The organism is Microbacterium sp. PF5 (genome assembly GCF_004794315.1).
GTDB lineage: Bacteria > Actinomycetota > Actinomycetes > Actinomycetales > Microbacteriaceae > Microbacterium > Microbacterium sufflavum.
In genome coordinates, this window is record NZ_SSDQ01000158.1 from 1 (window position 1) to 24,492 (window position 24,492).

At 71.7% G+C, this 24,492-nt stretch carries 28 protein-coding genes; 12 read left to right on the forward strand and 16 right to left on the reverse strand.

Translation table 11 applies throughout. From position 1 onward, the window contains the following. Both DW297_RS15540 and DW297_RS15545 read right to left on the reverse strand, forming a co-directional pair. Window positions 1–335 (reverse strand): oxidoreductase (locus DW297_RS15540; RefSeq protein WP_446724381.1); only part of this gene is annotated, 335 nt, incomplete at its 3' end. Next, window positions 332–1,696: an MFS transporter gene (locus DW297_RS15545; protein WP_136034043.1), complete on the reverse strand. Its 1,365-nt coding sequence runs from the start codon at window positions 1,694–1,696 to the stop codon at window positions 332–334. The genes DW297_RS15545 and DW297_RS15540, both read right to left, overlap by 4 nt. Before the next feature lie 120 nt (window positions 1,697–1,816). Here DW297_RS15545 and DW297_RS15550 point away from each other — a divergent pair, with 120 nt between their 5' ends. Further along, window positions 1,817–2,851 carry an MBL fold metallo-hydrolase gene (locus tag DW297_RS15550; RefSeq protein WP_136034045.1) on the forward strand — a complete coding sequence of 345 codons (1,035 nt, stop codon included), beginning with the start codon at window positions 1,817–1,819 and terminating at the stop codon, window positions 2,849–2,851. Here DW297_RS15550 and DW297_RS15555 read toward each other — a convergent pair. The 5 genes from DW297_RS15555 to DW297_RS15575 form a co-directional block, all read right to left on the reverse strand. Next, window positions 2,838–3,272, reverse strand: coding sequence for a nuclear transport factor 2 family protein (locus DW297_RS15555; protein WP_136034047.1), 435 nt, complete (start codon window positions 3,270–3,272; stop codon window positions 2,838–2,840). The two genes, DW297_RS15550 and DW297_RS15555, sit on opposite strands and share 14 nt — an antisense overlap. Continuing rightward, on the reverse strand, window positions 3,269–3,712 hold the full coding sequence (locus DW297_RS19020; protein WP_168442884.1) for an acyl-CoA thioesterase: 444 nt from the start codon (window positions 3,710–3,712) through the stop codon (window positions 3,269–3,271). Before DW297_RS19020 ends, DW297_RS15555 begins: the two co-directional genes overlap by 4 nt. After that, window positions 3,709–4,452 carry an SDR family NAD(P)-dependent oxidoreductase gene (locus DW297_RS15565; RefSeq protein ID WP_136034051.1) on the reverse strand — a complete coding sequence of 248 codons (744 nt, stop codon included), beginning with the start codon at window positions 4,450–4,452 and terminating at the stop codon, window positions 3,709–3,711. Before DW297_RS15565 ends, DW297_RS19020 begins: the two co-directional genes overlap by 4 nt. Before the next feature lie 77 nt (window positions 4,453–4,529). Beyond that, a complete protein-coding gene (locus DW297_RS15570) occupies window positions 4,530–6,128 on the reverse strand; it encodes a flavin-containing monooxygenase (RefSeq protein ID WP_136034053.1) in 1,599 nt (532 codons plus the stop codon). After that, on the reverse strand, window positions 6,125–7,048 hold the full coding sequence (locus tag DW297_RS15575; RefSeq protein ID WP_136034055.1) for an alpha/beta hydrolase: 924 nt from the start codon (window positions 7,046–7,048) through the stop codon (window positions 6,125–6,127). The genes DW297_RS15570 and DW297_RS15575 overlap by 4 nt, the downstream gene beginning before the upstream one ends. 81 nt (window positions 7,049–7,129) lie before the next feature. Here DW297_RS15575 and DW297_RS15580 point away from each other — a divergent pair, with 81 nt between their 5' ends. After that, window positions 7,130–7,702: a PadR family transcriptional regulator gene (locus tag DW297_RS15580; protein WP_136034057.1), complete on the forward strand. Its 573-nt coding sequence runs from the start codon at window positions 7,130–7,132 to the stop codon at window positions 7,700–7,702. A 30-nt stretch (window positions 7,703–7,732) separates the two neighbouring features. On the opposite strand, the gene DW297_RS15585 is transcribed toward DW297_RS15580, so the two are convergent. Next, complete coding sequence (locus tag DW297_RS15585) at window positions 7,733–8,512, reverse strand: SDR family NAD(P)-dependent oxidoreductase (RefSeq protein ID WP_136034058.1); 780 nt, start codon at window positions 8,510–8,512, stop codon at window positions 7,733–7,735. 132 nt (window positions 8,513–8,644) lie between these two features. On the opposite strand from DW297_RS15585, the gene DW297_RS15590 reads away from it, so the two are divergent. From DW297_RS15590 to DW297_RS15610, 5 genes are all read left to right on the forward strand, one after another. Continuing rightward, a complete protein-coding gene (locus DW297_RS15590; protein WP_136034060.1) occupies window positions 8,645–9,871 on the forward strand; it encodes an ABC transporter substrate-binding protein in 1,227 nt (408 codons plus the stop codon). A gap of 110 nt (window positions 9,872–9,981) precedes the next feature. Then, complete coding sequence (locus DW297_RS15595) at window positions 9,982–10,839, forward strand: branched-chain amino acid ABC transporter permease (RefSeq protein ID WP_136034062.1); 858 nt, start codon at window positions 9,982–9,984, stop codon at window positions 10,837–10,839. A 2-nt stretch (window positions 10,840–10,841) separates the two neighbouring features. Next, window positions 10,842–12,659, forward strand: a complete 1,818-nt coding sequence (locus DW297_RS15600) for a branched-chain amino acid ABC transporter ATP-binding protein/permease (protein ID WP_136034064.1) — start codon at window positions 10,842–10,844, stop codon at window positions 12,657–12,659. Continuing rightward, a complete protein-coding gene (locus DW297_RS15605; protein ID WP_136034066.1) occupies window positions 12,652–13,371 on the forward strand; it encodes an ABC transporter ATP-binding protein in 720 nt (239 codons plus the stop codon). The genes DW297_RS15600 and DW297_RS15605 overlap by 8 nt, the downstream gene beginning before the upstream one ends. Before the next feature lie 41 nt (window positions 13,372–13,412). Next, window positions 13,413–13,874: an ASCH domain-containing protein gene (locus tag DW297_RS15610; RefSeq protein WP_136034068.1), complete on the forward strand. Its 462-nt coding sequence runs from the start codon at window positions 13,413–13,415 to the stop codon at window positions 13,872–13,874. Window positions 13,875–13,918: 44 nt separating this feature from the next. On the opposite strand, the gene DW297_RS15615 is transcribed toward DW297_RS15610, so the two are convergent. Genes DW297_RS15615 through DW297_RS15625 form a run of 3 tightly spaced genes read right to left on the reverse strand, consistent with a single transcriptional unit; the run spans window position 13,919 to window position 15,761 of the window. Further along, on the reverse strand, window positions 13,919–14,401 hold the full coding sequence (locus tag DW297_RS15615) for a nuclear transport factor 2 family protein (protein ID WP_136034070.1): 483 nt from the start codon (window positions 14,399–14,401) through the stop codon (window positions 13,919–13,921). Further along, entirely contained in the window at window positions 14,398–14,931 is a 534-nt protein-coding gene (locus DW297_RS15620; protein WP_136034072.1) for a nuclear transport factor 2 family protein, read from the reverse strand. Before DW297_RS15620 ends, DW297_RS15615 begins: the two co-directional genes overlap by 4 nt. Next, window positions 14,928–15,761 (reverse strand): SDR family NAD(P)-dependent oxidoreductase, encoded by an 834-nt coding sequence (locus DW297_RS15625; RefSeq protein WP_136034075.1) that lies wholly within the window; start codon window positions 15,759–15,761, stop codon window positions 14,928–14,930. Before DW297_RS15625 ends, DW297_RS15620 begins: the two co-directional genes overlap by 4 nt. 72 nt (window positions 15,762–15,833) lie before the next feature. On the opposite strand from DW297_RS15625, the gene DW297_RS15630 reads away from it, so the two are divergent. After that, a complete protein-coding gene (locus tag DW297_RS15630) occupies window positions 15,834–16,652 on the forward strand; it encodes an SDR family oxidoreductase (RefSeq protein ID WP_136034077.1) in 819 nt (272 codons plus the stop codon). Beyond that, window positions 16,649–17,869: an acetyl-CoA C-acetyltransferase gene (locus tag DW297_RS15635; protein ID WP_136034079.1), complete on the forward strand. Its 1,221-nt coding sequence runs from the start codon at window positions 16,649–16,651 to the stop codon at window positions 17,867–17,869. Before DW297_RS15630 ends, DW297_RS15635 begins: the two co-directional genes overlap by 4 nt. 15 nt (window positions 17,870–17,884) lie before the next feature. On the opposite strand, the gene DW297_RS15640 is transcribed toward DW297_RS15635, so the two are convergent. Continuing rightward, window positions 17,885–18,316 carry a hypothetical protein gene (locus tag DW297_RS15640; RefSeq protein WP_136034081.1) on the reverse strand — a complete coding sequence of 144 codons (432 nt, stop codon included), beginning with the start codon at window positions 18,314–18,316 and terminating at the stop codon, window positions 17,885–17,887. Window positions 18,317–18,388: 72 nt separating this feature from the next. After that, window positions 18,389–19,990 (reverse strand): AMP-binding protein, encoded by a 1,602-nt coding sequence (locus DW297_RS15645; RefSeq protein WP_136034083.1) that lies wholly within the window; start codon window positions 19,988–19,990, stop codon window positions 18,389–18,391. A 110-nt stretch (window positions 19,991–20,100) separates the two neighbouring features. Here DW297_RS15645 and DW297_RS15650 point away from each other — a divergent pair, with 110 nt between their 5' ends. Further along, window positions 20,101–20,712 (forward strand): TetR/AcrR family transcriptional regulator, encoded by a 612-nt coding sequence (locus tag DW297_RS15650; RefSeq protein WP_136034085.1) that lies wholly within the window; start codon window positions 20,101–20,103, stop codon window positions 20,710–20,712. A gap of 12 nt (window positions 20,713–20,724) precedes the next feature. On the opposite strand, the gene DW297_RS15655 is transcribed toward DW297_RS15650, so the two are convergent. Then, window positions 20,725–21,498 carry a CoA-transferase subunit beta gene (locus DW297_RS15655; RefSeq protein WP_136034087.1) on the reverse strand — a complete coding sequence of 258 codons (774 nt, stop codon included), beginning with the start codon at window positions 21,496–21,498 and terminating at the stop codon, window positions 20,725–20,727. Next, on the reverse strand, window positions 21,495–22,361 hold the full coding sequence (locus tag DW297_RS15660; RefSeq protein WP_136034088.1) for a CoA transferase subunit A: 867 nt from the start codon (window positions 22,359–22,361) through the stop codon (window positions 21,495–21,497). The genes DW297_RS15655 and DW297_RS15660 overlap by 4 nt, the downstream gene beginning before the upstream one ends. A gap of 90 nt (window positions 22,362–22,451) precedes the next feature. Between DW297_RS15660 and DW297_RS15665 the strand changes: the two genes are divergently transcribed. Beyond that, the gene (locus DW297_RS15665; RefSeq protein WP_205812726.1) at window positions 22,452–23,186 is read left to right on the forward strand and encodes an SDR family NAD(P)-dependent oxidoreductase; all 735 of its coding nucleotides are present in this window, start codon (window positions 22,452–22,454) and stop codon (window positions 23,184–23,186) included. Further along, on the forward strand, window positions 23,183–24,061 hold the full coding sequence (locus tag DW297_RS15670) for an aldo/keto reductase (protein ID WP_308194334.1): 879 nt from the start codon (window positions 23,183–23,185) through the stop codon (window positions 24,059–24,061). The genes DW297_RS15665 and DW297_RS15670 overlap by 4 nt, the downstream gene beginning before the upstream one ends. Here DW297_RS15670 and DW297_RS15675 read toward each other — a convergent pair. After that, window positions 24,043–24,492 (reverse strand): VOC family protein, encoded by a 450-nt coding sequence (locus tag DW297_RS15675; RefSeq protein ID WP_168442885.1) that lies wholly within the window; start codon window positions 24,490–24,492, stop codon window positions 24,043–24,045. The two genes, DW297_RS15670 and DW297_RS15675, sit on opposite strands and share 19 nt — an antisense overlap.

Sequence of the window (24,492 nt, forward strand, 5' to 3'; positions counted from 1 at the left end):
CACGGCTCGCGCACCGCTGCCCGCCGCCCCGCGTGGCCCAGCTGCACCCCCGGAACGGCGCCCGCGGCACCCACGACCTCGGCGACCCGACCCCACCCCGGCACCTGCTCGTCGCTCCACAGCCCCGCGTCGAACGGCGAGATGCGGCCCCGCGGATGCACGGCCGTCGCCTCGGCGATCACGAGCCCCGCACCACCCAGGGCGAAGCGTCCGAGATGCGCGACGTGGAAGTCGGTCACGAAGCCCTCACGGGACGCGTACATGCACATGGGGGAGATGCCGATGCGGTTGGGCAGCGTCACGGAGCGCAGGGTCAGTGGCGAGAACAGGGTCATGGCGACTCCGGGAGACGGGGGAGGCGGAGGACGGTGGCGAGCACGGCGGTCACGGCACCGCACAGCGCTGCGGCGCCGAAGCACAGCAGAAGCGCCTGCTCGGACAGGAAGGACGGATCGGCGGCCGAGGGCAGGGCGGTGATCGCGAACGCGAAGAGGGCGGCGACGACCGCGCCGGACAGCGTGCGGATGACCGAGTTCACACCGTTCGCGGTGGCGACCTCGTCTGGAGGGACCGAGGCGGTGATGAGCGACGGCATCGCCGCGAACGCGAACGCCACCCCCGCGCCGACCAGTGCCGAGCCGAGCAGGACGGGCAGGGCCGCGCCGTGGAACAGCATCCGCAGCAGGAACGCCGCGGCCATGAGCGACGACCCCAGCAGCAGTGCGCGCTGCCCGCCGAAGCGGCTGATCACACGGGCGGCGAGGGGCGCGAGGGCGATCATCGTCACGGCGGACGGCAGCAGGAAGAGCCCGGCGGCGGCGGTCGTGGTGGCCAGGCCGTAGCCGGTCGCGGCGGGTGCCAGGGCCTCCTGGGTGGTGAGCAGGTGGTTGGCGTACATGCCGGCCGTCGCGAAGAACGAGGCCACGTTGATCGGCAGGATCGGTGCGCGCAGGCTCGTGCGCACGTCGATCAGCGGTGCCGGGTGCCGTCGCTCCCACAGCAGCCAGGCGAGCAGTGCCGCGGCCGCGAGTGCCGCGAGTCCGAGTGTCGGCACGCTGGCCCATCCCCAGTACTGACCCCGCGAGATGGCGAGCAGCAGGGCCGTGAGCCCGAGCGCGAGCAGCACGGCCCCGATGCCGTCGAATCCCCGCACGGGTCGCGTGGGGGCTTCATCGATGCGCAGCCGGATGAGCACGCAGAACACGGCGCCCACGATGGCGGAGCACCAGAACACGGCCGGCAGTCCGCCCCACGCGAGCAGCGGCCCGGCGAGCACGAGGCCCAGCGCGGAGCCCATGCCGAGCGTGCCGCTCATGAGGGCGATGCCGAGCACGGCGCGGCGGCGGGAGACGAGGGCGCTCAGGAGGGCGATGCCGATCGGCACCACGGCGGTGCCGAATCCCTGGAGCGCCCGGCCGATGAGCACCGCGAGGAATCCGGGCACGACGGCCGCGATGACCGATCCGGCGACGAGCAGCGCCATGGCCACGAGCAGCATCCGCCGGCGGCCGTGCAGGTCGGCGAGCCGCGTCACCACCGGTGTGCCGACCACCCCGGTGAGCAGGGTGACCGTGATGAGCCAGGACGCATCGGCGGCCGTGGTGCCGAGCAGGGCGGGCATGAGCGGCAGGATGGGCACGATGAGCGTGAACTGCAGGGAGGTCAGCATGCCGCATGCGGCGAGCAGTGCGACCACTGCGCGCTCGTGGCGCTCTCGTCCCGACTCCACTGTCACCGTCCCGCTCGCGGGACCGCGTCCCAGGCGTCAGGCTAGCCGGATCTCGTGAAATGAACAAGCGATTGCTAGGGTGGTGTCATGAACGCGGTAGCGGACGACGTGGTCCCCGTCGACGAGGCGGAGCGGACGGCGTGGGATCGCGGCGAACTGCGCCCGCCCGCCGAGATCGCCCCCGGCCTGTGGTGCATCCCGGTCGAGATCCCCGAGGGGACGCTGCCCGGCACGCTCGCCTACGCCGTGCTCGGCGGCGACGGCGTGCACCTGATCGATCCGGGGTGGGACACCCCGGGCAACCTGTCCCGCATCGAGGAAGCGCTCGCCGCCGCCGGCCGCGCGCTGTCCGAGCTCGCGACGGTCGTCGTGACCCACCACCACCCCGACCACCTCGGGCTCGCCGCACGGCTCCGCGACCGCACCGGAGCCCGCATCGCGATGTCGTCCGCCGAGCGTCGGGTGCTGGGTGTCGTGGTCGATCCCGCAGCCACCGACCCCGCGGCCTACCGCCATACGGTCGAGCGCTGGGGCGTCCCCCGCGATCGCCACGCCGAGCTCCTGGCGTCGTTCACGCGTCCGTCCCTCACCGGCGACGTGGAGCCCGACGTGCTGCTCGCCCACGGCGACGTGCTCGACCTCGGCGGGCGGCGCCTCGAGGTCGTCGCGACCCCGGGGCACACGGGCGGTCACGTCTGCCTCGCCGACCGAGACGCGCGACTGCTGTTCACGGGCGACCACGTGCTGCCGCGCATCTACTCCGGTGTCGGCATCGGCGTGCTGCCGGGCGATGAGCCCCTGGGCGACCTGCTCGACTCGCTCGACCGCCTGGCGCCGTTCGACGCCTTCACGGTGCTGCCCGGCCACGAGTTCCGGTTCACCGGGCTGAGGGAACGGCGGGCTCGGATCGCGGCCCACCATCTGCGTCGCACGGCCGAGGTGGCAGCGCTGGTCGACGAGCTCGGCGACAGCCCGGTGTGGGAGTACGCGCAGCGCCTCACGTGGACCGCGGGATGGCAGGGGCTCGACGGATTCTGGCTGCACTCCGCGCTGCGGCAGACCGAGATGCACCGCGAGCTCGTACGCAGCGGCCGGGCCCGCGCGTGGCTCAGCCCCGGCTGATCACGCGTCGCCGCAGCAGCCAGCGGTCGCCGTCGCGCACGAACTCGTCGGCGTACACCCCCATCGCCGCGAGCACGGGCGCCCCGTCGGTGCCGCGGTAGTAGCGGAAGTAGGCGCGCGACCGCGCCCGATCGCCGTCCACCTCGACCGCGATGCTCGACACGTCGTGCCGCGTGTGGGTGCCCGGGCCCTGGATGCCGGCCGCACGGCGCTCGTGCACGCCCGCGAGCAGCGCCGCCCTCCCGGAGATCGTCTGCACGTCCATCGGCAGGTCGGTCGCGTCGGTGAGGTCCCAGACCGCGTCCGGGGTGAAGCACCGCACGTACTCCGCGGGGTCTCCCGCGTCGGCCAGGTGGGCGATGCGGGCGAGCAGCATCGCGATCTCCTGACGGTCGCCGATCGTGCGCAGGTCGACGCTCATGCGGGACCTCCTCCCGCCCAGCGCTCCAGGTGCGCGCGCAGGTCGGCGGGGATGCGCACGGGCTCCTGCGCGGGGGAGACCGTCACGACCGTGTTCTCGGCGCGCGCGACCGGCACGTCGTCGTCGAGTCGGGTCATGCGGAACGCGAAGCGGAACGACGAGGCGCCGATGCGTCCCAGACGCAGGTCGATGCGCACCTCGTCGAACAGGCGGGCTGCGGCCAGGTACTCGCACGTCGTGGCGCGTGACACCGTCCACCACCCGAAGCGCTCGACCAGCGTGTCCTGCCGTAGCCCCTGCAGATAGAGGAACTCCGACTGCAGCGCCTCCATCTTCGGGAACCAGGCGGCGTAGTAGAGGATCCCCGCGGGGTCGGTGTCGGCGTAGCTGAGGCGGGTCGTGTGGGAGTGCAGCACCGGGCGCTCGGGCTCCGCGCTCACTGGGTGACCGTCCAGCCCCCGTCGACCGGGAGGAAGACGCCGTTGACGTAGCCCGCGAGCGGCGAGAGCAGGAACAGTGTGGCCCAGGCGATGTCGTCGGGCGTGGCCATGCGCTTCAGCGGAATGCGCGTGAGGACACGCTGTCCGGTCTCGCTGCTCGCGAACCCGGCGAGCCGCGGGGTGTCGGTCATCCCGGGCGCGACGCCGTTGGAGCGGAACTCGTGGGCGCGGTGGGCGGCGAGGTGGCGGACGTAGCCCATGATGGCGGCCTTCGCGGCGGAGTACCACGCGCTGTCGGTGCCCACGAGGTTGCCGGCGACCGAGGTGGTGGCGACCATCGCGGCGCCGGTGCCGGGACCGGCCGCCGCCCAGGCGTCGGTCACACGGCGCACGCTGCCCACGCAGATCTCCAGGGCACGGTCGAAGGGGAGTGTGGAAGCAGACGCGGGGCCGGCGTTGTTGTGCAGGTAGCGCACCGGGCCGAGGGTGGCGGCGGCGTCGGCGAAACCCGCGGACACGGCGGCATCGTCCGACACGTCGGCCACCCAGGTGTGCACCGCGGGGGCGACCGCGCGCACCTGCGTCGCGGTCTCCTCGAGTCCCTCGGGGTTCAGATCCCACAGGCTCAGGGCCAGCCCGAGCTCGGCCGCGCGCACGGCGGTCGCCCGGCCGATGCCGCTGCCCGCGCCGGTGATGAGCACCGCGTCTCCCGTGGTGAATCCGAGGTCGATGGCACTCATCCCGCGCTCCTTTGCCCAAGCATTTGCTTGTTTGACTCTAGCGGCGAGGTCGTCCGAAGGCCAGCCCGACTCCGCGATCAGCGCGACGACAGCACGAAACCGCGGAACCCGGCGGCGGCGACCTCCTCGCACCGGTCGATGTAGGCCTTGAAGCCGCCGATGTACGGCAGGAAGCCGCGAGCCTTCCCCGCGATGTTGGCGCCGGTGTACCACGAGGGTGCGGAGCCGAACAGCGTGCGGTCGGCGAGCTCGAGGGAGTGCGCCGTCCACGCCTCCGCCGCATCCGCGCGCGCCTCGATCGACGTGAACCCGCGGTCACGGCAGTGCGCGATCATCCGCAGCGCCAGGTCGCCCTGCTGCTCCGACGTCAGCGCCATGTTCGACAGCACGCTGGGGCTGCCCGGGCCGTTCAGCACCAGCAGGTTCGGGTACCCGGGCAGTCCGATACCGAGGTAGGTGGAGGGAAAGCCGCTCCAGTCCTCGCGCAGCGAGCGGCCCTCGCGGCCCCGGATGTCGATCGCCGTCAGGGCCCCGGTCATGGCGTCGAAGCCCGTGGCGCACACGATCACGTCGTGCTCGCGGTGCCGGGCGGCCGTGCGGATGCCGGTGGGGGTGACCTCGGCGAGAGGCTCCGTGCGCAGATCCACGAGCGTCACGTGCGGGGCGTTGAACGTCTCGTAGTAGCCCGAGTCCGTGCAGATGCGCTTGGTGCCCACGGGGTGATCGCGCGGGGTCAGCGTCGCGCGCACCTCGGGATCATGCACCCGCTCGGCGAGCTTCTCCTCGAAGAACAACCGCGCGGCGTCGTTGATCACCGGGTCGACCGTGAGGCCCTGAAACGCCTTCGCGAACAGCACGCCGCCGCGGGTCCAGCTCTCCTCGAACACCGCCCGCCGCTCCTCCTCGCCGGTCTCCGCGAAGGGCACGGGATGACTCGTCCACGGCGAGCCCGCGGCACCGTTCCACGACAGCTCGCGCCGTCGCGGTAGGGCCCGCTGCTGCTGTGCCCACTCCTCGTCGTCGATCGGACGGTTGAACGCGGGCACGCTGTAGTTGGCGCTGCGCTGATACACCGTGAGCTCGGACGCCTGCTCCGCGAGCAGCGGGATGGCCTGCACACCGGACGACCCCGTGCCGATCACGGCCACGCGCCGCCCCCGCAGGTCGACCGGGCCCTCGGGCCAGGCGGAGGTCTGCAGCACGGTGCCGGCGAAGGTGTCGCGCCCGGGGAGATCGGGCAGCTGCGGCTTCGAGAGCCCGCCCGTCGCCATCACCAGCCACCGCGCGGTCGCCGTCAGCCCGGTCTCCGTGCGCACCTCCCAGTGCTGCAGCCCCTCGTCCCAGGTCGCGGCGGACAGGCGCTGCCCGAACCGGTAGTGGCGGCGCACGTCGAAGCGGTCGGCCACGTGGTTCAGGTAGCGCAGGATCTCGGGCTGTGTCGCATAGCGCTCGGTCCATCGCCATTCGCGCTGCAGCTCGTCGTCGAACGAGAACGAGTAGTCGATGCTCTCCACGTCGCACCGCGCACCGGGGTAGCGGTTCCAGTACCAGGTGCCTCCCACGTCGTCGCCGGCCTCCAGCCCGAGCACGTCGAGCCCGGCCCGTTCGGCGTGGATCGTGGTGTACAGCCCGGCGAGGCCGGCGCCGACGACGAGGAGGTCGTGCTGGGTGGTCATGTCTGCTCCTTCGCAGGGGTGGGGGTGAGCGCGCGCACGTCGCTCCAGAGGAGGGCCGCGGCGGACGCGGCGGGGCCGTAGCCGGGGATCGTGAGGAATCCGTGGAACTGGTCGGGATGGTGTCGCTCGACCACGGGCACCCCGGCGGCGCGGAGACGCCGGGCGTACAGCGCCCCCTCGTCGCACAGCGGGTCGAGCCCGGCGGTCACGACGACGGCGGGCGGCAGATCGCCCAGGTCGTCGACCGCGAGCGGCGTGACGTCGGGGTGGACCCGGTCGGCGGTGTCACCGAGGAAGGTGCGCCAGTAGTGGGCGAGCAGCTCGGCGGTCACGAAGTACCCCGCGGCTCGCGTGCGATGGCTCTCCGTGGCCATGGCCGGGTCCAGGAACGGGTACAGCAGCACCTGGCCGACGACGGGGCTGTGGCCGCAGTCGCGGAGGGCGATCGCGGCGCCGGCGGCGATGTTGCCCCCCGAGCTGTCCCCTGCGAGGAGCAGCCCGTGCGGCGCGAGGCCCGCCGCGATCGCCCAGTCCGCGGCGGCCACGAGGTCGTCCCGGGCGGCGCCGGGTCCCGCCTCCGGCGCGAGCCGGTAGTCGACCGACACGACGATCGACTCCGTCTCCCGCGCCCAGCGTCGGCAGAAGCCGTCGTGTCCGGCGATCGAGCCGTGCAGAAAGCCGCCGCCGTGCGCGTACACGGTGGCGGGCGCGCCATCGCGGATCGTCGCGGGGCGGTACACGCGGATCGGGATCGGGTGCGTGCCGCGCGCGACCACCGCGTCCTCCGCGTCGGCGTCGTCGAGGTTCGCGGCGGGGCGGATGCGCGCATCCACGGCGGCGCGTCCCGCCAGCGGGTCCATCGTCCAGATCGGCGGGAACGTCGCGTTGAGCAGGTCCAGCATCCGGGTCGTCTCGTCCACCTGATCTCCTTCGATCGGCGTCGGTATGACTGTTAGTCATAGTACGATCAGGAATATCTCACTCAACGACGAGGAGGTCAAGTGACCGATCACGAGAACACCCCGCAGCTGCCGGAGCTGCCCGCCACGAGCTGGGCCGTCCTGGGCATCCTGTCGTTCGACACCGAGCTGTCGGGCTACGACGTCAAGCAGTGGGCCGACCAGAGCCTCGCGTTCTTCTACTGGGCTCCGTCGCAGAGCCAGATCTACACCGAGCTGCGCCGGCTGGAGGACCTCGGCCTCGCGGTCTCCCGGGTGGAGCAGACGCACGCCGCGAAGAGCCGGCGCCTGTACGCGATCACCCCGCTCGGACGCGACCACATGCGGCGCTGGACCGACGACGTGCCGCCCGAGCCGGTGGTGCTCAAGCACCCGCAGATCCTGCGCCTGTGGGCCGCGCACAACGGCGATCTCGACCGCCTGCGCGCCGCGCTCACCGCCTACCGCGACGAGGCACTGCGGACCGCTGAGGACGCGGGGGCGCACGCCAGGGGAGCCGAGCGCGAAGAGGCGTGGCGGTTCTCCGGGGTCGCCCTGGAGTGGGCGGAGCGGTTCAACCGCGACGAGGCCGCCCGCATCGACTGGCTGCTCGAGCGCCTGCAGGGCATGCGATGACGCCGGGCCGCGCGTGACCGTCCCCGGGGCTCAGAGCCCGAAGCCCCCGTCGACGTCGAGCTTCTGCCCCGTGATGAACCCGGCCGCGGGCGACGCGAGGAAAGAGACCGCCGCGGCGATGTCGTCCGCGGTGCCGAAGCGGCGCATCGGGATGTTGGCCATGGCCACGTCGAGCGCCCGCTGGTCGAGGTCGCCCGAGGCCATGAGGCGGGCCGACATGCCGTCCCACAGCATCCCGGGGCCCACGGCGTTCACGCGCACGCCGAAGCGGCCCTCCTCCGCGGCGAGCCCGCGCGCCAGTGCTTCCACCCCGCCCTTCGGGGCCACCGAGAGCCCGTCGCGGACGGGGTATCGGCGGGTGCCGGCGCTGGTCACGACCGTGAGCGAGCCGGACGCCTGGCGCAGGGCGGGCAGGAATGCCGAAGCGATCGTGAAGAAGCCCACGAGGTCGTCGTCCACCTGGCGGGCGAACTGCGCTACGGGGACCTTCGACAGGTGCACCATCGGCACGTGGGGACCGGCGGCGTGCACCACCGTGTGGATCGCACCGTGGCGCGCCACGAGGTCGTCCGCGAGGGCGCGGGCGGCCTCCTCGTCGCGCACGTCCAGGCGGTGCAGCTCGATGTCGGCACCCAGGGCCGTGCGCACCTCGGGGGCGGGCACGGAGCGGTGGGTGACGACCACGCGCATGCCCGCCGCGGCCAGGCTGCGCGCGATCGCCGAGCCGATCCCTCCGGTGCCTCCCGTCACCACGGCGACGCCGTCGAGGGGGGAGGGCTGGCGGGCGTCGATGCTCTGCTGAGTGTCCATGAGCGGCGAATCTAACAGCAGTTCCGTCATCAACCAAGCAATTGACCGGTTGGGCATTGTCCGGGTGATCCGAGTGTGATTTACTAAGCAAGCGTTTGGTCGCTCTAACTCAACGATGAGAGAGGTTCGGAAATGCGATTCAAGAGGCTCGCGGCAGTCGCCGCAGGGATCGTGGTGTCGTCCATGGCGCTCGCCGGCTGCTCCGGCGGCGATGCGGACGCCGACAACAGCGGCGGCGGGGACGCCGGGGGCGATCCGATCAAGATCGTGGTGCTGGGCGGCATGGGCGCGGAGGGCATCCTGGCGGACAACGCCACCACCGCCGTCACGGCAGCCCTCGCCTCCGTCGACGCCGTCAACGACATGGGCGGCATCCTCGACCGCGAGGTCGAGATCACGCATCTGGAGGACAACGCCGACCCGACCGTCGCCGTCACCAAGCTGCGCGAGTACATCGCCACCGAGGGCAAGCCCGCCCTCGTGATGAACTCCGGCCCTTCCACCATCACCGAGGCGATGCTGCCGATCCTCACGCAGAACCAGATCGTGTCGTTCAACATCGGCCCGACCACCGGCTCCGGCGACCCCTCGGTCAACCCCTACAGCTTCGACCTGAGCGCGTCCGTGCCCGACTACCTCGGCTCGTTCGTCGCCGAGATGGAGGATCGCGGCTACGAGGACGTGGCCATCCTGCACGGCTCCAGCGCCTACGGCGAGCTGTTCGGACAGCTCGGTGAGACCACCTTCGCCGACGCGGGCTTCACCGTCACCGGCAACGAGGGCTTCGACAACGCCGCGCTCGACATGACCCCGCAGCTGTCGGCGCTCCAGCAGGGCGACCCCGACGTGCTCGTTCTCGACGCCTACGGCGCCCCGCTCGGCTACGTGCTGCAGAGCCTCGAGAAGCTCGGCTGGGACGTGCCGGTGATGGGCAACTCCTCCGTCGCCGCGACCGGTCTGATCGCCACGCCCGCCCCCGACGGCGTGCTCGGCACCGATCAGGTGAAGAACCTCACCATGCAGGTGTACTCCAGCACCCAGTACAACCCCGACGACACCAAGGTCAACGACGCCGTGGAGCGCATGCTCGCCGCGGGCGACATCAAGTCGTCGCTGATCCTCGCGTACAACTACGACTCGGCGCTGCTGTTCAAGGCCGCCGCGGAGAAGGCCGGTGGCATCGACGACCCCGACGCCCTGGTCGAGGCGCTCATCGACCCCGAGGTGCAGAAGGCGGCCGAGACGGCGATCCTCGCCAACTACGCGTTCGAGAAGGACGCGCACAGCCCGCACGTGAGCCCGGACCAGTTCGCGTTCATCCCGCCGGGCGAGCTCGTCAACGGTCAGTTCCAGCCCTGACCCGGCCGGCGAGCGACCACGGCCGGCGGCTCGGATCCCCCGCGGATCCGAGCCGTCGGCACACGGAGCCCGCCGCCTCGAAGCCACAATGATGGAAGGACCCGACCGCAATGACCATCATCTGGTCCGGCCTCGCGCTCGGTGCGATCTACGCACTGGTGGCGATCGGCTACAACATCGTCTTCCTCTCCCAGAAGACCTTCAACTTCGCCCAGGCGGCGCTCATGATGCTCGGTGCGTTCCTCGCGTACGTCGGCATCGTCGTCTGGGGTCTGCCCTGGTGGCTCGTCGCGATCGGCGCGGCCGTGATCGTCGGCGGGATCGCCGCGCTGGAGGAGCGCGTCGCCATCCGACCGGTGAAAGACCCGCACAACCTGCTCGTCACCACGCTCGGCGCGTCGATCATCATGGAAGGCGTCGCACAGGTGATCTGGGGCGGTGAGCCCAAGCGTGTCCCCTTCTTCATGGGCGACCAGGTGCTCGAGTTCCTCGGCGGCCGCGTGTACCCCGTCGAGATCGCCCTGATCGTGCTCGTGATCGTGCTCGTGGTGGTGCTCACCCAGTTCGCGAAGCGGAGCATGACCGGCATCGCCCTGCTCGGCATGAGCGAGAACCGGGAGGCGGCCCAGCTGCGCGGCGTGAACGTGCGGCGCTTCGCCCTGCTGGCCTTCATCTTCACGGGGGTGCTCGCCGGGTTCCTCGGCGTCTTCGTCGGGCCCAAGACCTACGCGGTCGCGACCCTCGGCGCCTCGCTCGCGCTCAAGGGCTTCGTGGTGCTCGCCATCGGCGGCTTCGGGTCGCTGGGCGGCGTGCTGGTCGGGGGGCTGATCGTCGGACTCGCCGAGGCCCTCGCCACGCGCTACATCGGCGCGGACTACGCGGGGCTGACGGTGTTCTTCATCCTGATCGTGATCCTGATGGTCAAACCGACGGGGCTCTTCACCCGTCGCGTGGAACGGACGGTGTGACCATGGCCGCTCTCTGGCTGAAACTGCGTGCCGTCCCCGGGTGGCTCTGGCCGCTCGCCATCGGCGCGGTGCTGCTCGTGCTGCCCTTCCTGGGGCTCAACTACGGCGCGACCCGGCAGATCGAGCTCACGCTCATCCTCGCCCTCATCGTGCTCGGCCTGAACCTCTCGCTCGGCTACGCCGGCGAGCTCGCGATGGGTCAGGTCGCCATGTACGCCGCCGGTGCCTACGCGGCGGGTCTCGCCAACAAGGCCGGCGTGACCGACATCTGGCTGCAACTGCTGATCGGCGGAGGGGCCGCCCTGATCGTCGGCCTGATCTCCGGCATCCCCGGGCTCCGGCTCGGCAGCTGGTCGCTCGCGATGACCTCGTTCTTCCTGATCCTGATCGTCCCCGACGTGCTGTCGATCTTCAAGGAGGAGACCGGCGGTCGCAACGGCCTGGCCGGCATCATGCCCGCGACCTCCTTCGGGCAGATGATCGACGGGCGGACGTACTACGTGCTGATCGTCGCGATCGCGATCGTCGTGTTCGCCCTCATCCGCAACCTCGTCGTGTCCGACCACGGCACCGCCCTGCGCGTGCTCAAGCAGAGCCCCGTGCTGGCGTCGTCCATGGGCATCTCGGTCTTCCGCGCCAAGCTCACCGCGTACGCGATCGGCGCGGTGCCGGCCGGCATCGCGGGCGTGCTGTTCGCCAACCTCGACCTGTTCATCTCGCCGGAGGCGTTCGCGTTCTCCTTCGCGATGACGGTGCTCGCGGCGTCGATCTTCGGCGGATCCGCAAGCATCTACGGGGCGCTCATCGGCGCGGCCGTGCTGCAGTTCGGCATGAACCAGTCGACGAACTTCAGCAAGTTCGGCCTCATCATCTCCGGTGCGTTCCTGCTCATCGGAGGGGTCGCATTCACCGGCGGTCTCTCCGGGCTCGTGCGCAGCCTCGTGCGCAAGGCCGACATCGCTGCGAAGCGCAGGGTCGGCATCGAGCCCGTGCCCGCAGCCCCGGCCGACGTCGAGAGGCTCGACGGCGCCCTGCTGCGCACCGACGGTGTCTCGAAGGCGTTCGGTGGCAACCAGGCGCTCTCGAAGGTCTCGATCGAGGCGGCGCCGGGCGCGGTCACCGCGATCATCGGGCCCAACGGCTCGGGCAAGACCACGCTGCTGAACATGATCTCGGGGTTCTACCGCACCGACGCCGGCACGATCGAGCTCGACGGGCGGCCCATCCAGGGGCTCTCGTCGTATCGGGTCGCGCGGGCCGGAGTGTCGCGCACGTTCCAGACCCCCAACATCCCCGAGAAGCTCACCGTGTTCGAAGCCGTGCAGGCCGGGTGCTACGCGACCGAGCGCGCCAGCGTGTTCGCGTCGGTGCTGCGCCTGCCGTCGTTCTGGCGGGCGCGTCGGGAGAACCGCGCGGCGGCCGAACGTGCCCTGGCACTGGTCGGGCTGAGCGCGCAGCGCGACGAGCCGGCCGACTCCCTCCCGCTCGGCAACCGCCGCCTGCTGGAGGTCGCCCGCAGCCTCGCGGCCTCGCCCCAGGTCGTGCTGCTCGACGAGGTCGCCTCCGGCCTCGACGAGGACGAGCTGGAGGTGCTGGAGAGCCTGGTGCGCCGGCTGCGCGACGCCGGGATGACCGTGATTCTCGTGGAGCACAACTTCCAGCTGGTGCTGCGTCTCGCCGACGACATCTACGTGCTCGCCCAGGGCGCGGTCATGGCGCACGGCACCCCGGAGCAGATCGAGAGCAACCCGCGCGTGATGGAGGAGTACCTCGGCGTCACGGCGGAGACCAACGCGGCGGGAGGCGGCGACCATGAGTGACGTGCTGCTGGAGGTGTCGGCGCTGCAGACCGGCTACGGCGACCTGACCGTGGTGCGCGACGTGTCGCTCACGGTGCGGTCGGGAGAGATCACGGTGCTGCTCGGTCGCAACGGCGCCGGCAAGACCACCACGCTGCGTGCCATCACCGGATTGAACCGGGTCACGGGCGGGTCCGTCTCCTACCTGGGGGCGCCCCTCGCCGACGCGCCGCACAAGCGGGTCGCGCGCGGGATCTCCTACGTGCAGGAGGGCAAGAAGGTCTTCCGTGAGCTGACGATCGAGCAGAACCTGATCCTCGGCGGCTTCTCGCGACGCCTCGGCAAGCGCGGCCTCGCCTCCTCGGTCGACGAGATCTACCAGCTGTTCCCGATCCTCGGCAGCAAGCGGGCCCTCCCGGCTGCGAGCATGTCGGGCGGACAGCAGCAGATGCTCGCGATCGGGCAGGCGCTCATGGCGAAGCCGAAACTGCTGATCCTCGATGAGCCGAGCCAGGGCCTGGCCCCCGTGATCGTCAAGGAGGTCATGGAGCGGGTGCACGAGCTGAAGGCGACCGGCATCGGCATCCTCCTCGTCGAACAGGCGGTGCAGGAGTCCGTCGCGATCGCCGACGAGGTGGCCGTGATCGAGATGGGCCGCACGACGCTCGCGGGCGCCGCGGCCGACGTGTCCCTGGAGGATCTGCAGCGGGCGTACTTCGGCGCGGTCGCGTGACGGCAGGCGGTCCCGGGGGTGTCCGCCGCTAGTCTGGGCGGGTGGATGACGGTGCGGGGATCGAGCAGTACTGGCGCGACGCGAGGGCGGCGCTGCCGCACCTTCCCGAAGCGGTGCCGGAGGCATGGGCGTTCGGTGCCACCCCGGCGCACGCCGACGAGCTGCTCGCGCTGGTGCTCGCCGGTGTGAAGGTCGGCACCGCGTCGTCGCTGTGGGACTACGAGGCGACCGGCGACCCGCTGCCCGAGGTGGGTGAGCTCAGCATCATCCTCGACGGACGCGGGGAGCCGCGCGCCGTGATCGAGACGACCGCGCTCGAGGTCGTGCCGTTCGACCGGGTCGATGCCGTGCACGCCTTCGCCGAGGGGGAGGGTGACCGCACGCTGGAGCACTGGCGCGAGGTGCACGAGCGCTACTGGCGCACCCACTCCGAGAGCCCGCGCGGCTACGCCCCGGACATGCCCGTGCTCTGCGAGCGGTTCCGGCTCGTCCTCCCCGTCTGACCGGGGCCGCGCCTGACCGTGACCTCGCCCGACCTCCGCTCGGATCAGTCCGGCAGCACGGCCGCGGGCGGATAGCCGAGCACCGTTGTCTGTTCGCGTCCGAACGCCGTGGTGACGCGGTGGGCGATGCGCCAGCGACCGTCCACCCGGCGATACGCCACGTCGTAGTACCCGCGCATCGCCACGCGGGGTGCGCCCGGGTCCGCAGGGTGGTCGCCGTGGAACTCGAGGTGCACGCGGGCGGTCGCCCGGTCGCCGTCGAACCGCAGCTGCGGCAGGTGCAGGAAGTGGATGCCCGAGAACGGGGCGTCGCGGCAGAACGCCTCCAGCGCAACACGACCCTGTACGAACGTGACGGGCGGCGCGTCGCCTACGGGCCGGGACTGGTACACCCCGTCGTCCGTGAAGAGCGCGCTCCACACGGCGCCGTCGCGTTCGTCGAACGAGCGCGCGTACGTCGCCTCCAGGTCGATGAGCTCCAGGCGGTCCTCCAGCAGCCGCAGCCGCCGTTCGATGTCCGCGGTCATGTCATCCTCCTCGCGCTCTCGGCTGTCGTCCGCACCCGCTCCCGGAACGCGGTGGAGGGGTCGTCCGGTCCTCGCCGTCCGCGTGGGCCGTCGCCCTCGGGATCGCGCAGGCGCCCGGCGTCGGACCGGGTCCAGTCGCGCACCGCGAGGCGCTCGACGATCCGCCAGCCGTCCGGGTCGCGGCGCAGGTGGTCGAGGTAGCGGAAGCCGCTCGTGAAGTTGCGGGTCTCGTCGTCGGCCGGGGATCCCCAGTGCACAGCGGTGCCGGAGGTCTCCGCGTACGCGTGGTCGCCGAGCAGCTCGACCGTGTGGTTGGCGGTGAGGTGCGCAGTGCCGTCGAAGACCGCGGTCCGTTCGCGCAACCAGGCCACGTAGGCGTCGGCGTCACCGGAGAAACCGGTGTGGTGGTCGACGCCGTCCGTGGCATACACCGCACGCACCGCGCCCCAATCCGCCCGGTCGACCCCAGCACAGTAGCGGAGCACGAGGGCGTGGATCTCCTGACGATCGACCAGCTCCGCGAGGTTCATGCTCGATCCGGCAGGTTGGTCCAGCCGCGGCCCTCCGCGCGGCCGTACCAGCCGGAGGCGGCGAGCGTGCCGCCGTCGACCGGAATGGTGTGTCCGGTCACGAAGGCGGCGTCGTCGGAGGCGAGGAACGCCACCACGCCCGCGAAGTCCTCCGGTCGACCGAAGCGCCCGGCAGGGAGCCAGGAGCGCAGCAGAGCGGGGTCGCGTCCGGCGAGCATCAGCTCGGCCGGTGTCTGAGGGGTGTCGGCGAGGTCGGGGGCGATCGCGTTGACGCGGATGCCGGAGGGGCCGAGCTCGACCGCCAGGCTCTTGGTGAAGGCGGACACGCCGGCGTTGTAGGCGGAGTACACCGCGTTGCCGGGGATGCCGCGGAAGGCCTCCACGGTGGACACGTTCACGATGCTGCCGCGGCCGGCCGCGATCATTCCGGGCAGCAGGGCGTGCGTCACCGCGAACACGTGCCAGAGGTTCAGCTCGTGCAACCGCTGCCACTGCTCCGGTGGGCTCTTGGCGAAGAATGACTTCGCGGGGCGGAAGTCGCCGACGTTGTTGACGAGCACCTCCGCATGACCGTGCTGCTCCTGAACGTGGGCCGCCAGGCGGGCGACCGTGTCGTCCCGGGTGATGTCGCCGACGAGCGCGGTGCAGCTCCCGCCGTCTTCCTCGATCTCCGACGCTGTCGCCTCAGCGGCGTCGGCGTCGATGTCGACCAGCACCACGTGGTCGCCCTCAGCGGCGAAGCGGCGGCTGATGCCGCCACCGATGCCGAGCGCACCGCCGGTGACGACGATCGTGCGCGGAGAGCGGGGAGGTACGTCTTCGTGACCCATGCAACAAACCTAGCATTTGGTTGGTAGCATGGACAGGCCGTCGCACCGGAGCGCGGTACGGAGGAGTGCGCAGTGAGTCTGGTCATCGATTTCGCGGGGAAGGTCGTCGCGGTCACCGGCGGCGGTCGCGGTGTCGGCCGGGGCGTGGTCGACGCGTTCCTGGACGCCGGGGCCGAGGTCGAGTTCTGCGGGCGCTCCGAGCCCGACGGGGTTCCCGAGCGCGACGGGCGCCGCGCTTCCTTCCGCCCCGTCGACGTGCGCGACGCGGCGCAGAACGAGGCGTGGATCCGCGACGTGGCCGAGCGCCACGGACGGCTCGACGTACTCGTCAACAACGTCGGCGGCTCCCCCTTCGGCCGGTTCGAGGCGGGCTCGCCCCGCTACTTCCAGGCGATCACCGAGATCAACTTCCTCTCGGCCGCCGTCGCCACGCGCGCCGCGTTCGAGCCTCTGCGCGCAGCGAAGGGCAGTGTCGTCAACATCACCTCGATCAGTGCGCGCCGTCCGAGTCCGGGCACCGCCGTCTACGGGGCGGCCAAGGCGGCACTGGAGAGCCTGACCCGCAGCCTCGCCGTCGAGTGGGCCCCCGAGATCCGCGTCAACGCGGTCAGCAGCGGGCTCGTGCACACCGAGAGCGCCGCCGATCACTACGGCACGCCCGAGCAATACGCCGAGATCGCGCGCACCATCCCGCGCGGACGTCTCGCCGACCCCGCCGAACTCGGGGCCGTGTGCGTCGTGCTCGCCTCCCCCCTCTCCGCGCACCTCACCGGTGCCGTGATCCCGGTCGACGGCGGCGGCGAATGGCCGGCCTTCCTCGCCCACACCCCGAACGCCGACATCGTGCGGCAGGCCGACCGCCTGCCCGACTCTGGAGGAACCCCCTCATGACCGAAGCCGTCATCGTCTCCGCCGTGCGCTCGCCCATCGGCCGCGCGTTCAAGGGCAGCCTGAAGGACATGCGCGGCGACGACCTCGCGACGCAGATGGTGCGCGCCGCCGTGGAAGCCGTGCCGGGACTCGACCCCGCCGAGATCGACGACCTGATGATGGGGTGTGCGCAGCCGGCCGGTCAGCAGGGGTACAACATCGGCCGCATGGTCGCGCTGCAGCTCGGGTGGGACGGCGTGCCCGGCACCACCGTCAACCGCTACTGCGCGTCCTCGCTGCAGACCACTCGCATGGCCTTCCACGCGATCAAGGCGGGCGAGGGCGACGTGTTCGTGTCGGCCGGGGTCGAGGCGGTGTCGCAGTTCGGGTCCGGCAAGGCCGACGGCATGCCCGACACCAAGAACCCGCGGTGGGCCGACGCCGCTGCCCGCACCGCGCGGGACGCGCAGGACCCGGAGTTCGTGTGGTCCGACCCGCGCGCGCGCGGCGAGCTCGCCGACATCTACATCGCGATGGGCGAGACCGCCGAGAACGTGGCCACGTTCCGCGGCGTCTCCCGGCGCGAGCAGGACGAGTGGGCCGTGCTCAGCCAGAACCGTGCCGAGGCCGCGGCCGCCCGCGGCTTCTGGCAGAAGGACATCACTCCCGTGCGTCTGACCGACGGCACGCTGGTCTCGGCCGACGACGGCCCCCGCGCGGGGGTGACCCTGGACGGCATCAGCGGGATGCAGCCCGTGTTCCGCCCGCACGGCACCGTGACGGCCGCGAACTGCTGCGCGCTGAACGATGGGGCGGCGGCGCTCGTGGTCATGAGCGACACCCGAGCCGCCGAGCTGGGGCTGACCCCGCTCGCCCGCATCGTGTCGACCGGGGTGTCGGCGCTGTCGGCCGAGATCATGGGGCTCGGTCCCGTGCAGGCCGTCGAGCGGGCGCTCGCCCACGCCCGCATGAGCATCGGCGACATCGACCTCCTGGAGATCAACGAGGCGTTCGCGGCCCAGGTCGTGCCGTCCATCGCGGACATCGGCATCGATCCGGAGCGCGTGAACGTCAACGGCGGCGCGATCGCCCTCGGCCACCCCTACGGCATGACGGGTGCGCGCATCACGACCACGGCGATCAACGCGCTGCGGGAGCGAGACGAGCAGTTCGCGGTCGAGACCATGTGCACCGCCGGTGGCCAGGGCATGGCGATGGTGCTCGAGCGCCTGAGCTGACGCCCCGGATCCCGGTCAGGCCTCTTCGGCCTGGAACACGAGGCTGTGATCCTCGCTGCCGCCGTCGCGCAGCAGCGTGAGGGTGAGCGTGGTGGGCCACGCCGCGGCGACCGGGAATCCCTGCACCCCCGCCGCGATGGTGGCGGACGAGCCGGGCGGGACCGTCGTCGAGCCCGTGGTGGGCCCGGTCATCCAGTCCAGCTCGGGTGACACCGCGACCGACCACGTCACGGTGATCGGCGTCGTCCCAGGGTTGCCGACCACCGCTCCCGGCCAGGTGAAGGTCGCGCGGTCGATGGTGACGGGCAGCATCTGCACCGCCGGGCGCGCGGTGGACGCCGCCGCCAGTGGCGCCGCGCAGGTCACCGCCACCACCGGTACCGTCCACACCGCCGCCCGCATCGCCGTGCGTCGCGTGATCCCCGCCGATCGGTCGTGTCCCCGCATCCCCGTCCTTCCCCGTGGCCGACCTCGAAGGCTACCGGCCGGGGGTCGCGCGGGCCAATCGACCGCGGCGGGTCAGGCGCGGTCGCGGAGCTCGGACTTGAGGATCTTGCCGGTGGCGTTGCGGGGGAAGTCCTCCACGAGCACGAACTCGCGCGGCACTTTGAAGTTCGCCAGGTGCCGGCGGCAGAAGGTCTCGAGTTCGGCGGCGTCGGGGCGCGGTTCCGCGTTGTGCAGCAGCAGCACGTAGGCGCGGCCGACGGTGCCGAGCCGGTCGTCGTCCACACCGATCACGGCCGACTCGTTCACCGCCGGGTGCTTGCGCAGCGCGTTCTCGACCTCGGCGGGGTACACGTTGAAGCCGCCGACGATGAACATGTCCTTCAGGCGGTCGGTGATCTTGAGGCAGCCGTGCTCGTCGAGACGGCCGACGTCGCCGGTGTGGAACCAGCCGTCCGCGTCGAGCACGGCGTCGGTCGCGGCCGGGTCCTCGAAGTAGCCGAGCATCACATTGGGGCCGCGCAGCAGGATCTCGCCGTCCACGTCGACCCCCGCGTCGTTCCCCTCCTCGTCCACGACCCGGATCTCCACGCCCTCGACCGCGGGTCCGGTGGTCTGGGCCGTGTGCTCCAGCGACTCGCCGGGGCGGGAGAGGGTGGCGACGACGCACTCGGTGAGGCCGTACGCCTGGGCCACGGTCTCGAAGCCGAGCACGTTCACCATGTCGTGGAAGAGCGTCGCGGGGGCGGCCGTGGCCCCGGCGATCGCGAACCGCAGCGACGACAGGTCGTACTCGCTGAGGCGGGGGTGGTCGAGCAGCGATGTGAAGATGGTGGGCACGCCGGGCAGCACGCTGATGCGGGCGGACTGCACGAGGTCGAGCAGGCGGTCGGCGTCGAACACGGCCAGGGGGTAGATCGTGGTGCCGGCCATGAGCGACGTGATCATGCCCGCCTTGTAGCCGAAGCCGTGGAAGAAGGGGTTCACGACGGCGTAGCGGTCCTCCGGCGTGAGGCGGGCTCCGAGGCCCCAGGCGCGCGCGACCGACAGGGTCTGCCGGTGCGCGCTGAGCACGCCCTTGGGCACGCCCGTGGTGCCCGAGGTGAACAGCACGTCCATGATGTCGTCCGGACCGACCGCCGCGGCAGCTTCGGCCACCCGTGACGGTGCCACGGCTCCACCGCCGGCGAGGAAGGCGTCCCACGACAGCAGCCCGCCGGCACCGTCGCCGTCCAGGCAGACCACTGTGCGGAGGTGCGGGAGCCCGGGGAACACGGGTCCGTCCCCGCCGCGCTCGGCCGCTGCATCGCGCAGCATCTCGCTGTAGGACTTGCCGAGGAAGCCGTCCGCCAGCACGAGCGCGGTGGCGCGGGAGCGGGCGAGGATCTCGGCGGCTTCGTGACCCGTGAAGCGGGTGTTCAACGGCACGACCGCGATCCCGACCAGCTGGGCGCCGAGCATCGCGAGGATGAACTCGTACCGGTTGGGCGCCCAGAGACCGATGCGGTCGCCGGGCGCCACGCCCTGCGCCACGTAGGCGCGGGCGACGTCCTCCACGCGGTCCCGCAGCTCGGCGTAGCCGATCGTCACGTCGCCGTCGACGATGGCGGGGTGATCGCCGAGCGCCGCCATCTCCGTGAGGAGGGCGGGGACCGTGGTGGCTTCCGAGACTGTCATGGACGTCCTTTCCCAGATCATGCGTACACTCCGAAGGGATGTTTCGGGAAACCGCTCGCATGCGGCACACTTGAGCAAGCGCTTGTGAGATTTTCTGTGAAGGAGCAGCAATGGCAACGACCAAAAGCGGAGGCCGCCAGGAGCAGAGCTCCGAGCGGCGCGATCAGATCCTCTCGATCGCCGCGCGCCTGATCGCCAAGCGCGGGTACTCCGCGACCACGGTCCGCGACATCGCCGACGAGGCTGGCATCCTCTCCGGAAGCCTCTACCATCACTTCTCCTCCAAGGAGGCGATCCTCCAGGAGATCCTGGGCAGCTTCATGACCGGGCTGCTCGATCGGTTCGAGGAGATCGTGGCCGAGGGCGGCAGCCCCCGCGACATCCTCGACAAGCTCATCGCGCACGCCTTCACGACGATCGAGAGCCAGCCCGACGCGGTCGGCCTCTACCAGAACGAGCTGTCGTTCCTCGGCCGCCAGCCCGGCTTCGAGTTCCTGCGCGAGAACAGCGAGCGCATCGAGGAGCTGTGGCTGTCGCAGATCCGTGAAGGGCAGAAGGTCGGCGTGTTCCGCGACTCCATCGACGCGCCCATCGCCTACCGCTTCATCCGCGACGCCGTGTGGTCCACGGTCGCGTGGTACCGGCCCGGCCGCGGGCACACTGCCGCCAGCCTGACCGACAACTTCCTCGACCTGCTGCACAAGGGCCTCCTCTCCGACTGAGCGGAGCCCGCGTCAGTCTGCGACCTCGCGGCTGCGGGTGCCGCGCGGGTCGAGCACGTCGCGGATCAGCCGCAGCTCCTCCGCGTCGGGCGTGCGCGTGAGGGGTGCGGCGCTCGCATCCAGCGCGAAGCCGGTGCTGTCCGCCACGAGCTGCGGGTCGACGCCGGGGTGCACCGAGAGCACCGTCACGATGCCGTCCGCGTCGAAGCCGAGCACGGCGAGGTTGGTGACGATCACGCCGAGGCGGTGGTGCTCCAGCCCGGCTTCGGCCGCACGGTCGGTGCCGACACCCGACACCATGTCCACCGACTCCACGAACACGCGGGGGCTGTGCCGGGCCACCCAGTAGTCCACACGGTGGTTGGCCGTGTTGCCCGGAGCCCCGCGCACGCCGATCAGCTGCTTGGTGGGGCGGTCCCAGTCGCCGATGAGCGAGATGTTCTGGTTGCCGTGCCGGTCGATCTGGCTGGCGCCCATCATGCTCTGGCGTCGGCCGGTCGCGAGGATGTCGAAGATGCGGCGGAACGGCGCCCACCCCTCGATCGTCGGTGCGGGGGCTGCGGTGTCGCCGGGCATCGGCGGACCGCTGAGGAAGAAGGCCTCGCCGTCGCTGAGCACCAGGTCGGGCGCCGTGGTGAGCTTGGCCAGACGGGCGCCGAGGGACGGGATGATCCCGACGGCGTGGGCGAGCACCTCGCCGGAGTCGCGGTAGGTGTCGGCGCAGGCCGCGACGCAGACCTCGGCGGTGGTGGCGACGGTCGCGGGCGTGGGGGCGACGGTGGTCATGACTCTCCTCGGTCGGCGTGGAAGCGGGCGACGGCGGCGTGGTACCCCGCCTCGTCGGTGTGCAGGTACGTGCGCGCGAACTCCGCCCACGCGTCGGGGTCCTTGGCGGATGCGGCGTAGTGCTTCTGGAACGCCTCGTCGCGGTCGTAGTCGGGCGCGCACGTGGTGAAGTGCGCCCCGCGTGGTGCCTCGACCACGGCGGAGGCGTAGAGGCGGCTGAACAGCAGCGTGTGGAACGAGCCCTCGTCGAGCAGTGCGGCGGTCGGCACGACCTTCTCGGCCGAGACGATCGTGCGCTGCGCGGCCATCGCGAACAGGTCGTCGAAGTACGGGTCGGGGCCGAGGTACTGCGCGTTGCCCTGCGGGTCGGCGCGGTTCACGTGCACGAGGGCGACATCGAGGGGGAGCGCCGGCATCGCGACGTACTCGGCGTCGGAGTAGGGGGAGCGGACGGTGCGCAGCCGAGGGTTCGCCGGGAGCACGTCGGAGCCGAGGCCCGCGCGGATCGGGAGGAAGTCGAGGCGGGCGTTCGCGGCACGCAGCCCCGCGACGAACATCCCCTCGTCGTACTCCTCGACCTCGATCGCCCCGCGCTCGCGCGCCCGCGTGAACAGCGGATCGAGCGGGATGCTGTCGAGCGACACGAAGCCGTAGACGAGGCGACGGATGCGCCCGGCCTCGGCAAGCAACCCCACGTCGGGGCCGCCGAAGGCCACCACGGTGAGGTCGGTGATGTCGCGGCGCAGGATCTCGCGCACCAGGGCCATGGGCTTGCGCCGCGACCCCCACCCGCCGATGCCGACCGTCATCCCGCTCTCGAGGGTGCCGATCGCCTCCTCGATGCTGACCTGCTTGTCCGCCATTCCCGCTCCTTCGCGCGACCGACGCTAAACCTAGCGCTTGTTTGGGAATCACAGTAGCATGCCCGGGAGGGCGAGCAGCGAGGGAGCTGGATGATGCCGGAGCAGGCGCAGGATCGACCCGCCGACCACGTCGTGGTCACCGGGGGAGCGAGCGGGATCGGCGACGCGGTGGTGCGGCTGCTCCGCGAGCGCGGACTCACCGTGACGGTGTTCGACCTGAGCCCGAGCGCCCACGACGACGTGAGCTCCGAGGCGGTCGACCTGCGTGACGAGGCGGCGGTCGAGGCCGCGATGGAACGCGCCTGGCAACGCGCGCCCGTGGGCGGCGTGGTCGTGTGCCACGGAATCCGTGGGGCGTACATGCCCGCGCTGGAGATCGGCCTCGACCGGCTGCGGCTGCTGTACGACGTGCACGTCGTCGGGGCGCTCGCCGTGTCGCGGGCCCTCGTGCGGCGTCTCGATGGAGAACCAGGGTCGATCGTGATGGTGTCGTCGACCACGGCCTATCGCGGCTGGGCGAACCAGGCCGACTACGGTCCGGCGAAGGCGGCGGAGCGGCAGCTGATGGAGAACCTCGCGGTCGAGTGGGCGCCGCTCGGCGTGCGCGTGAACGCGGTCGCCCCCGGCCACACGCTCACCCCGATGGTGCAGGAGCTGGTGGCCGGCGGCTACGACCTCGCCGCGGTCGAGCGCCGCACGCCGCGCGGCCGTCTCGCCGATCCCGAGGAGATCGCCGCCGCGATCATCTGGCTGCTGCGCGATGCCACGCACGTGATCGGCCAGTGCCTGCCGGTGGATGGTGGCTGGACGGTCGTGGGCCGATGATGCCGCAGCGCGCGCTCGGCGACCTGCGGGTCTCGGCGCTCGGGATGGGCGCGATGACGCTCACGCAGACCCCGGAGTCGGATGTCGAGCGGGGCGTCCGCGCCGTGCACGCCGCGGTCGATGCCGGCATCACGCTGTTCGACACCGCCGACTCGTACGGACCGTCGAGCGAGATGGGCGTGAACGAGCGCGCCCTCGCCGCGGCCCTGCGCCGGCACCCCGACGCGAGGGACCGCGTGGTCGTCGCCACGAAGGGCGGCCACACGCGCGGGCCCGCCGCGACGTGGTGGGTGGACGGCACCCCCGCGCATCTCGCCGCCGCCGCGCGTGCCTCGGCGCGGCGTCTCGGACTCGACGCGCTCCCGCTCTACCAGCACCACCGGCCCGACGTGCGCGTGCCCTATGCGGACTCGATGGGGGCCCTGCGGCAGCTGGTGGACGACGGGGTCGTGGTGCGGGTCGGGGTGTCGAACGTCGACGTTGCGCAGCTCGACCTCGCCCGGGGCGTCCTCGGCGACGCGCTCGTGAGCGTGCAGAACGAGTACAGCTTCCTGGAGCGGTCGAGCGAGCCCGTGCTGCGGCGCTGCGAGGAGCACGGCCTGGCGTTCCTCGCGTGGGGTCCGCTCGGCGGCATGCGCCAGGCGAAGGCGCTCGGCGGGGCGGCGGCGCCCGTGGCCGAGGTGGCGGCGCGCTCCGGCGTCAGCCCGCAGCGCGTGGTGCTGGCGTGGCTGCTCGCACGATCGCCCGTGCTGATCCCGATCCCCGGTGCGAGCCGGCCGGAGAGCGTGCGGGATTCCGTCGCGGCGGTCGAGCTGACGCTGGACCCCGCCGACCTGCGGCTGCTCGACGGCGCCGGTCAGGCGGTGCCGGGATGAGGCTCCTGCAGCAGCTCGACCCGCACGTCGTCGGGCCCGAGCACGTACACGTAGCGGAAGCCGTCGAGCGGTCCGGCCGTCGCGGTCATGACCGCCGAGAGCGGGTGGTGGCCGAGCTCCGCCAGCCGCGCGAGGCTCTGCGCGATGTCGGGCACCGTGATCGCGGGGTGGGCAGCGCCGATGTGGCCGTTGTGCGGGTCGATGCGCGCAGCGTCGACCCCGCGGTACTCCGCGAGCTCCAGGAAGACGCCGTCGTCGAGCCGCACGAACGTGAGCAGGATCTCGGCACCGGGGCGTCCGGTCGCGGCCTCGACCGCGGGGCCGCTCTTGACCAGGGGGCCGGTCACCGTGCCGCCCGTCGCGGCGGCGTAGAACGCGGCGGCCGCCGCCGTGTCGCTCACGGTGATGCCCATGTGGTGCAGGCGCGGCAT

What these genes read in the sequence shown, in the direction of transcription:
- DW297_RS15645 (WP_136034083.1), bottom strand. Translation starts at nt 19,990, where the DNA reads ATGACAGTCTCGGAAGCCACCACGGTCCCCGCCCTCCTCACGGAGATG.
- DW297_RS15660 (WP_136034088.1), bottom strand. Translation starts at nt 22,361, where the DNA reads ATGGCGGACAAGCAGGTCAGCATCGAGGAGGCGATCGGCACCCTCGAG.
- DW297_RS15655 (WP_136034087.1), bottom strand. Translation starts at nt 21,498, where the DNA reads ATGACCACCGTCGCCCCCACGCCCGCGACCGTCGCCACCACCGCCGAG.
- DW297_RS15595 (WP_136034062.1), top strand. Translation starts at nt 9,982, where the DNA reads ATGACCATCATCTGGTCCGGCCTCGCGCTCGGTGCGATCTACGCACTG.
- DW297_RS15665 (WP_205812726.1), top strand. Translation starts at nt 22,452, where the DNA reads ATGATGCCGGAGCAGGCGCAGGATCGACCCGCCGACCACGTCGTGGTC.
- DW297_RS15615 (WP_136034070.1), bottom strand. Translation starts at nt 14,401, where the DNA reads ATGACCGCGGACATCGAACGGCGGCTGCGGCTGCTGGAGGACCGCCTG.
- DW297_RS15600 (WP_136034064.1), top strand. Translation starts at nt 10,842, where the DNA reads ATGGCCGCTCTCTGGCTGAAACTGCGTGCCGTCCCCGGGTGGCTCTGG.
- DW297_RS15635 (WP_136034079.1), top strand. Translation starts at nt 16,649, where the DNA reads ATGACCGAAGCCGTCATCGTCTCCGCCGTGCGCTCGCCCATCGGCCGC.
- DW297_RS15675 (WP_168442885.1), bottom strand. Translation starts at nt 24,492, where the DNA reads ATGCCGCGCCTGCACCACATGGGCATCACCGTGAGCGACACGGCGGCG.
- DW297_RS15570 (WP_136034053.1), bottom strand. Translation starts at nt 6,128, where the DNA reads ATGACCACCCAGCACGACCTCCTCGTCGTCGGCGCCGGCCTCGCCGGG.
- DW297_RS15555 (WP_136034047.1), bottom strand. Translation starts at nt 3,272, where the DNA reads ATGAGCGTCGACCTGCGCACGATCGGCGACCGTCAGGAGATCGCGATG.
- DW297_RS15670 (WP_308194334.1), top strand. Translation starts at nt 23,183, where the DNA reads ATGATGCCGCAGCGCGCGCTCGGCGACCTGCGGGTCTCGGCGCTCGGG.
- DW297_RS15550 (WP_136034045.1), top strand. Translation starts at nt 1,817, where the DNA reads ATGAACGCGGTAGCGGACGACGTGGTCCCCGTCGACGAGGCGGAGCGG.
- DW297_RS15585 (WP_136034058.1), bottom strand. Translation starts at nt 8,512, where the DNA reads ATGGACACTCAGCAGAGCATCGACGCCCGCCAGCCCTCCCCCCTCGAC.
- DW297_RS15620 (WP_136034072.1), bottom strand. Translation starts at nt 14,931, where the DNA reads ATGAACCTCGCGGAGCTGGTCGATCGTCAGGAGATCCACGCCCTCGTG.
- DW297_RS15565 (WP_136034051.1), bottom strand. Translation starts at nt 4,452, where the DNA reads ATGAGTGCCATCGACCTCGGATTCACCACGGGAGACGCGGTGCTCATC.
- DW297_RS15640 (WP_136034081.1), bottom strand. Translation starts at nt 18,316, where the DNA reads ATGCGGGGACACGACCGATCGGCGGGGATCACGCGACGCACGGCGATG.
- DW297_RS15605 (WP_136034066.1), top strand. Translation starts at nt 12,652, where the DNA reads ATGAGTGACGTGCTGCTGGAGGTGTCGGCGCTGCAGACCGGCTACGGC.
- DW297_RS15650 (WP_136034085.1), top strand. Translation starts at nt 20,101, where the DNA reads ATGGCAACGACCAAAAGCGGAGGCCGCCAGGAGCAGAGCTCCGAGCGG.
- DW297_RS15590 (WP_136034060.1), top strand. Translation starts at nt 8,645, where the DNA reads ATGCGATTCAAGAGGCTCGCGGCAGTCGCCGCAGGGATCGTGGTGTCG.
- DW297_RS15625 (WP_136034075.1), bottom strand. Translation starts at nt 15,761, where the DNA reads ATGGGTCACGAAGACGTACCTCCCCGCTCTCCGCGCACGATCGTCGTC.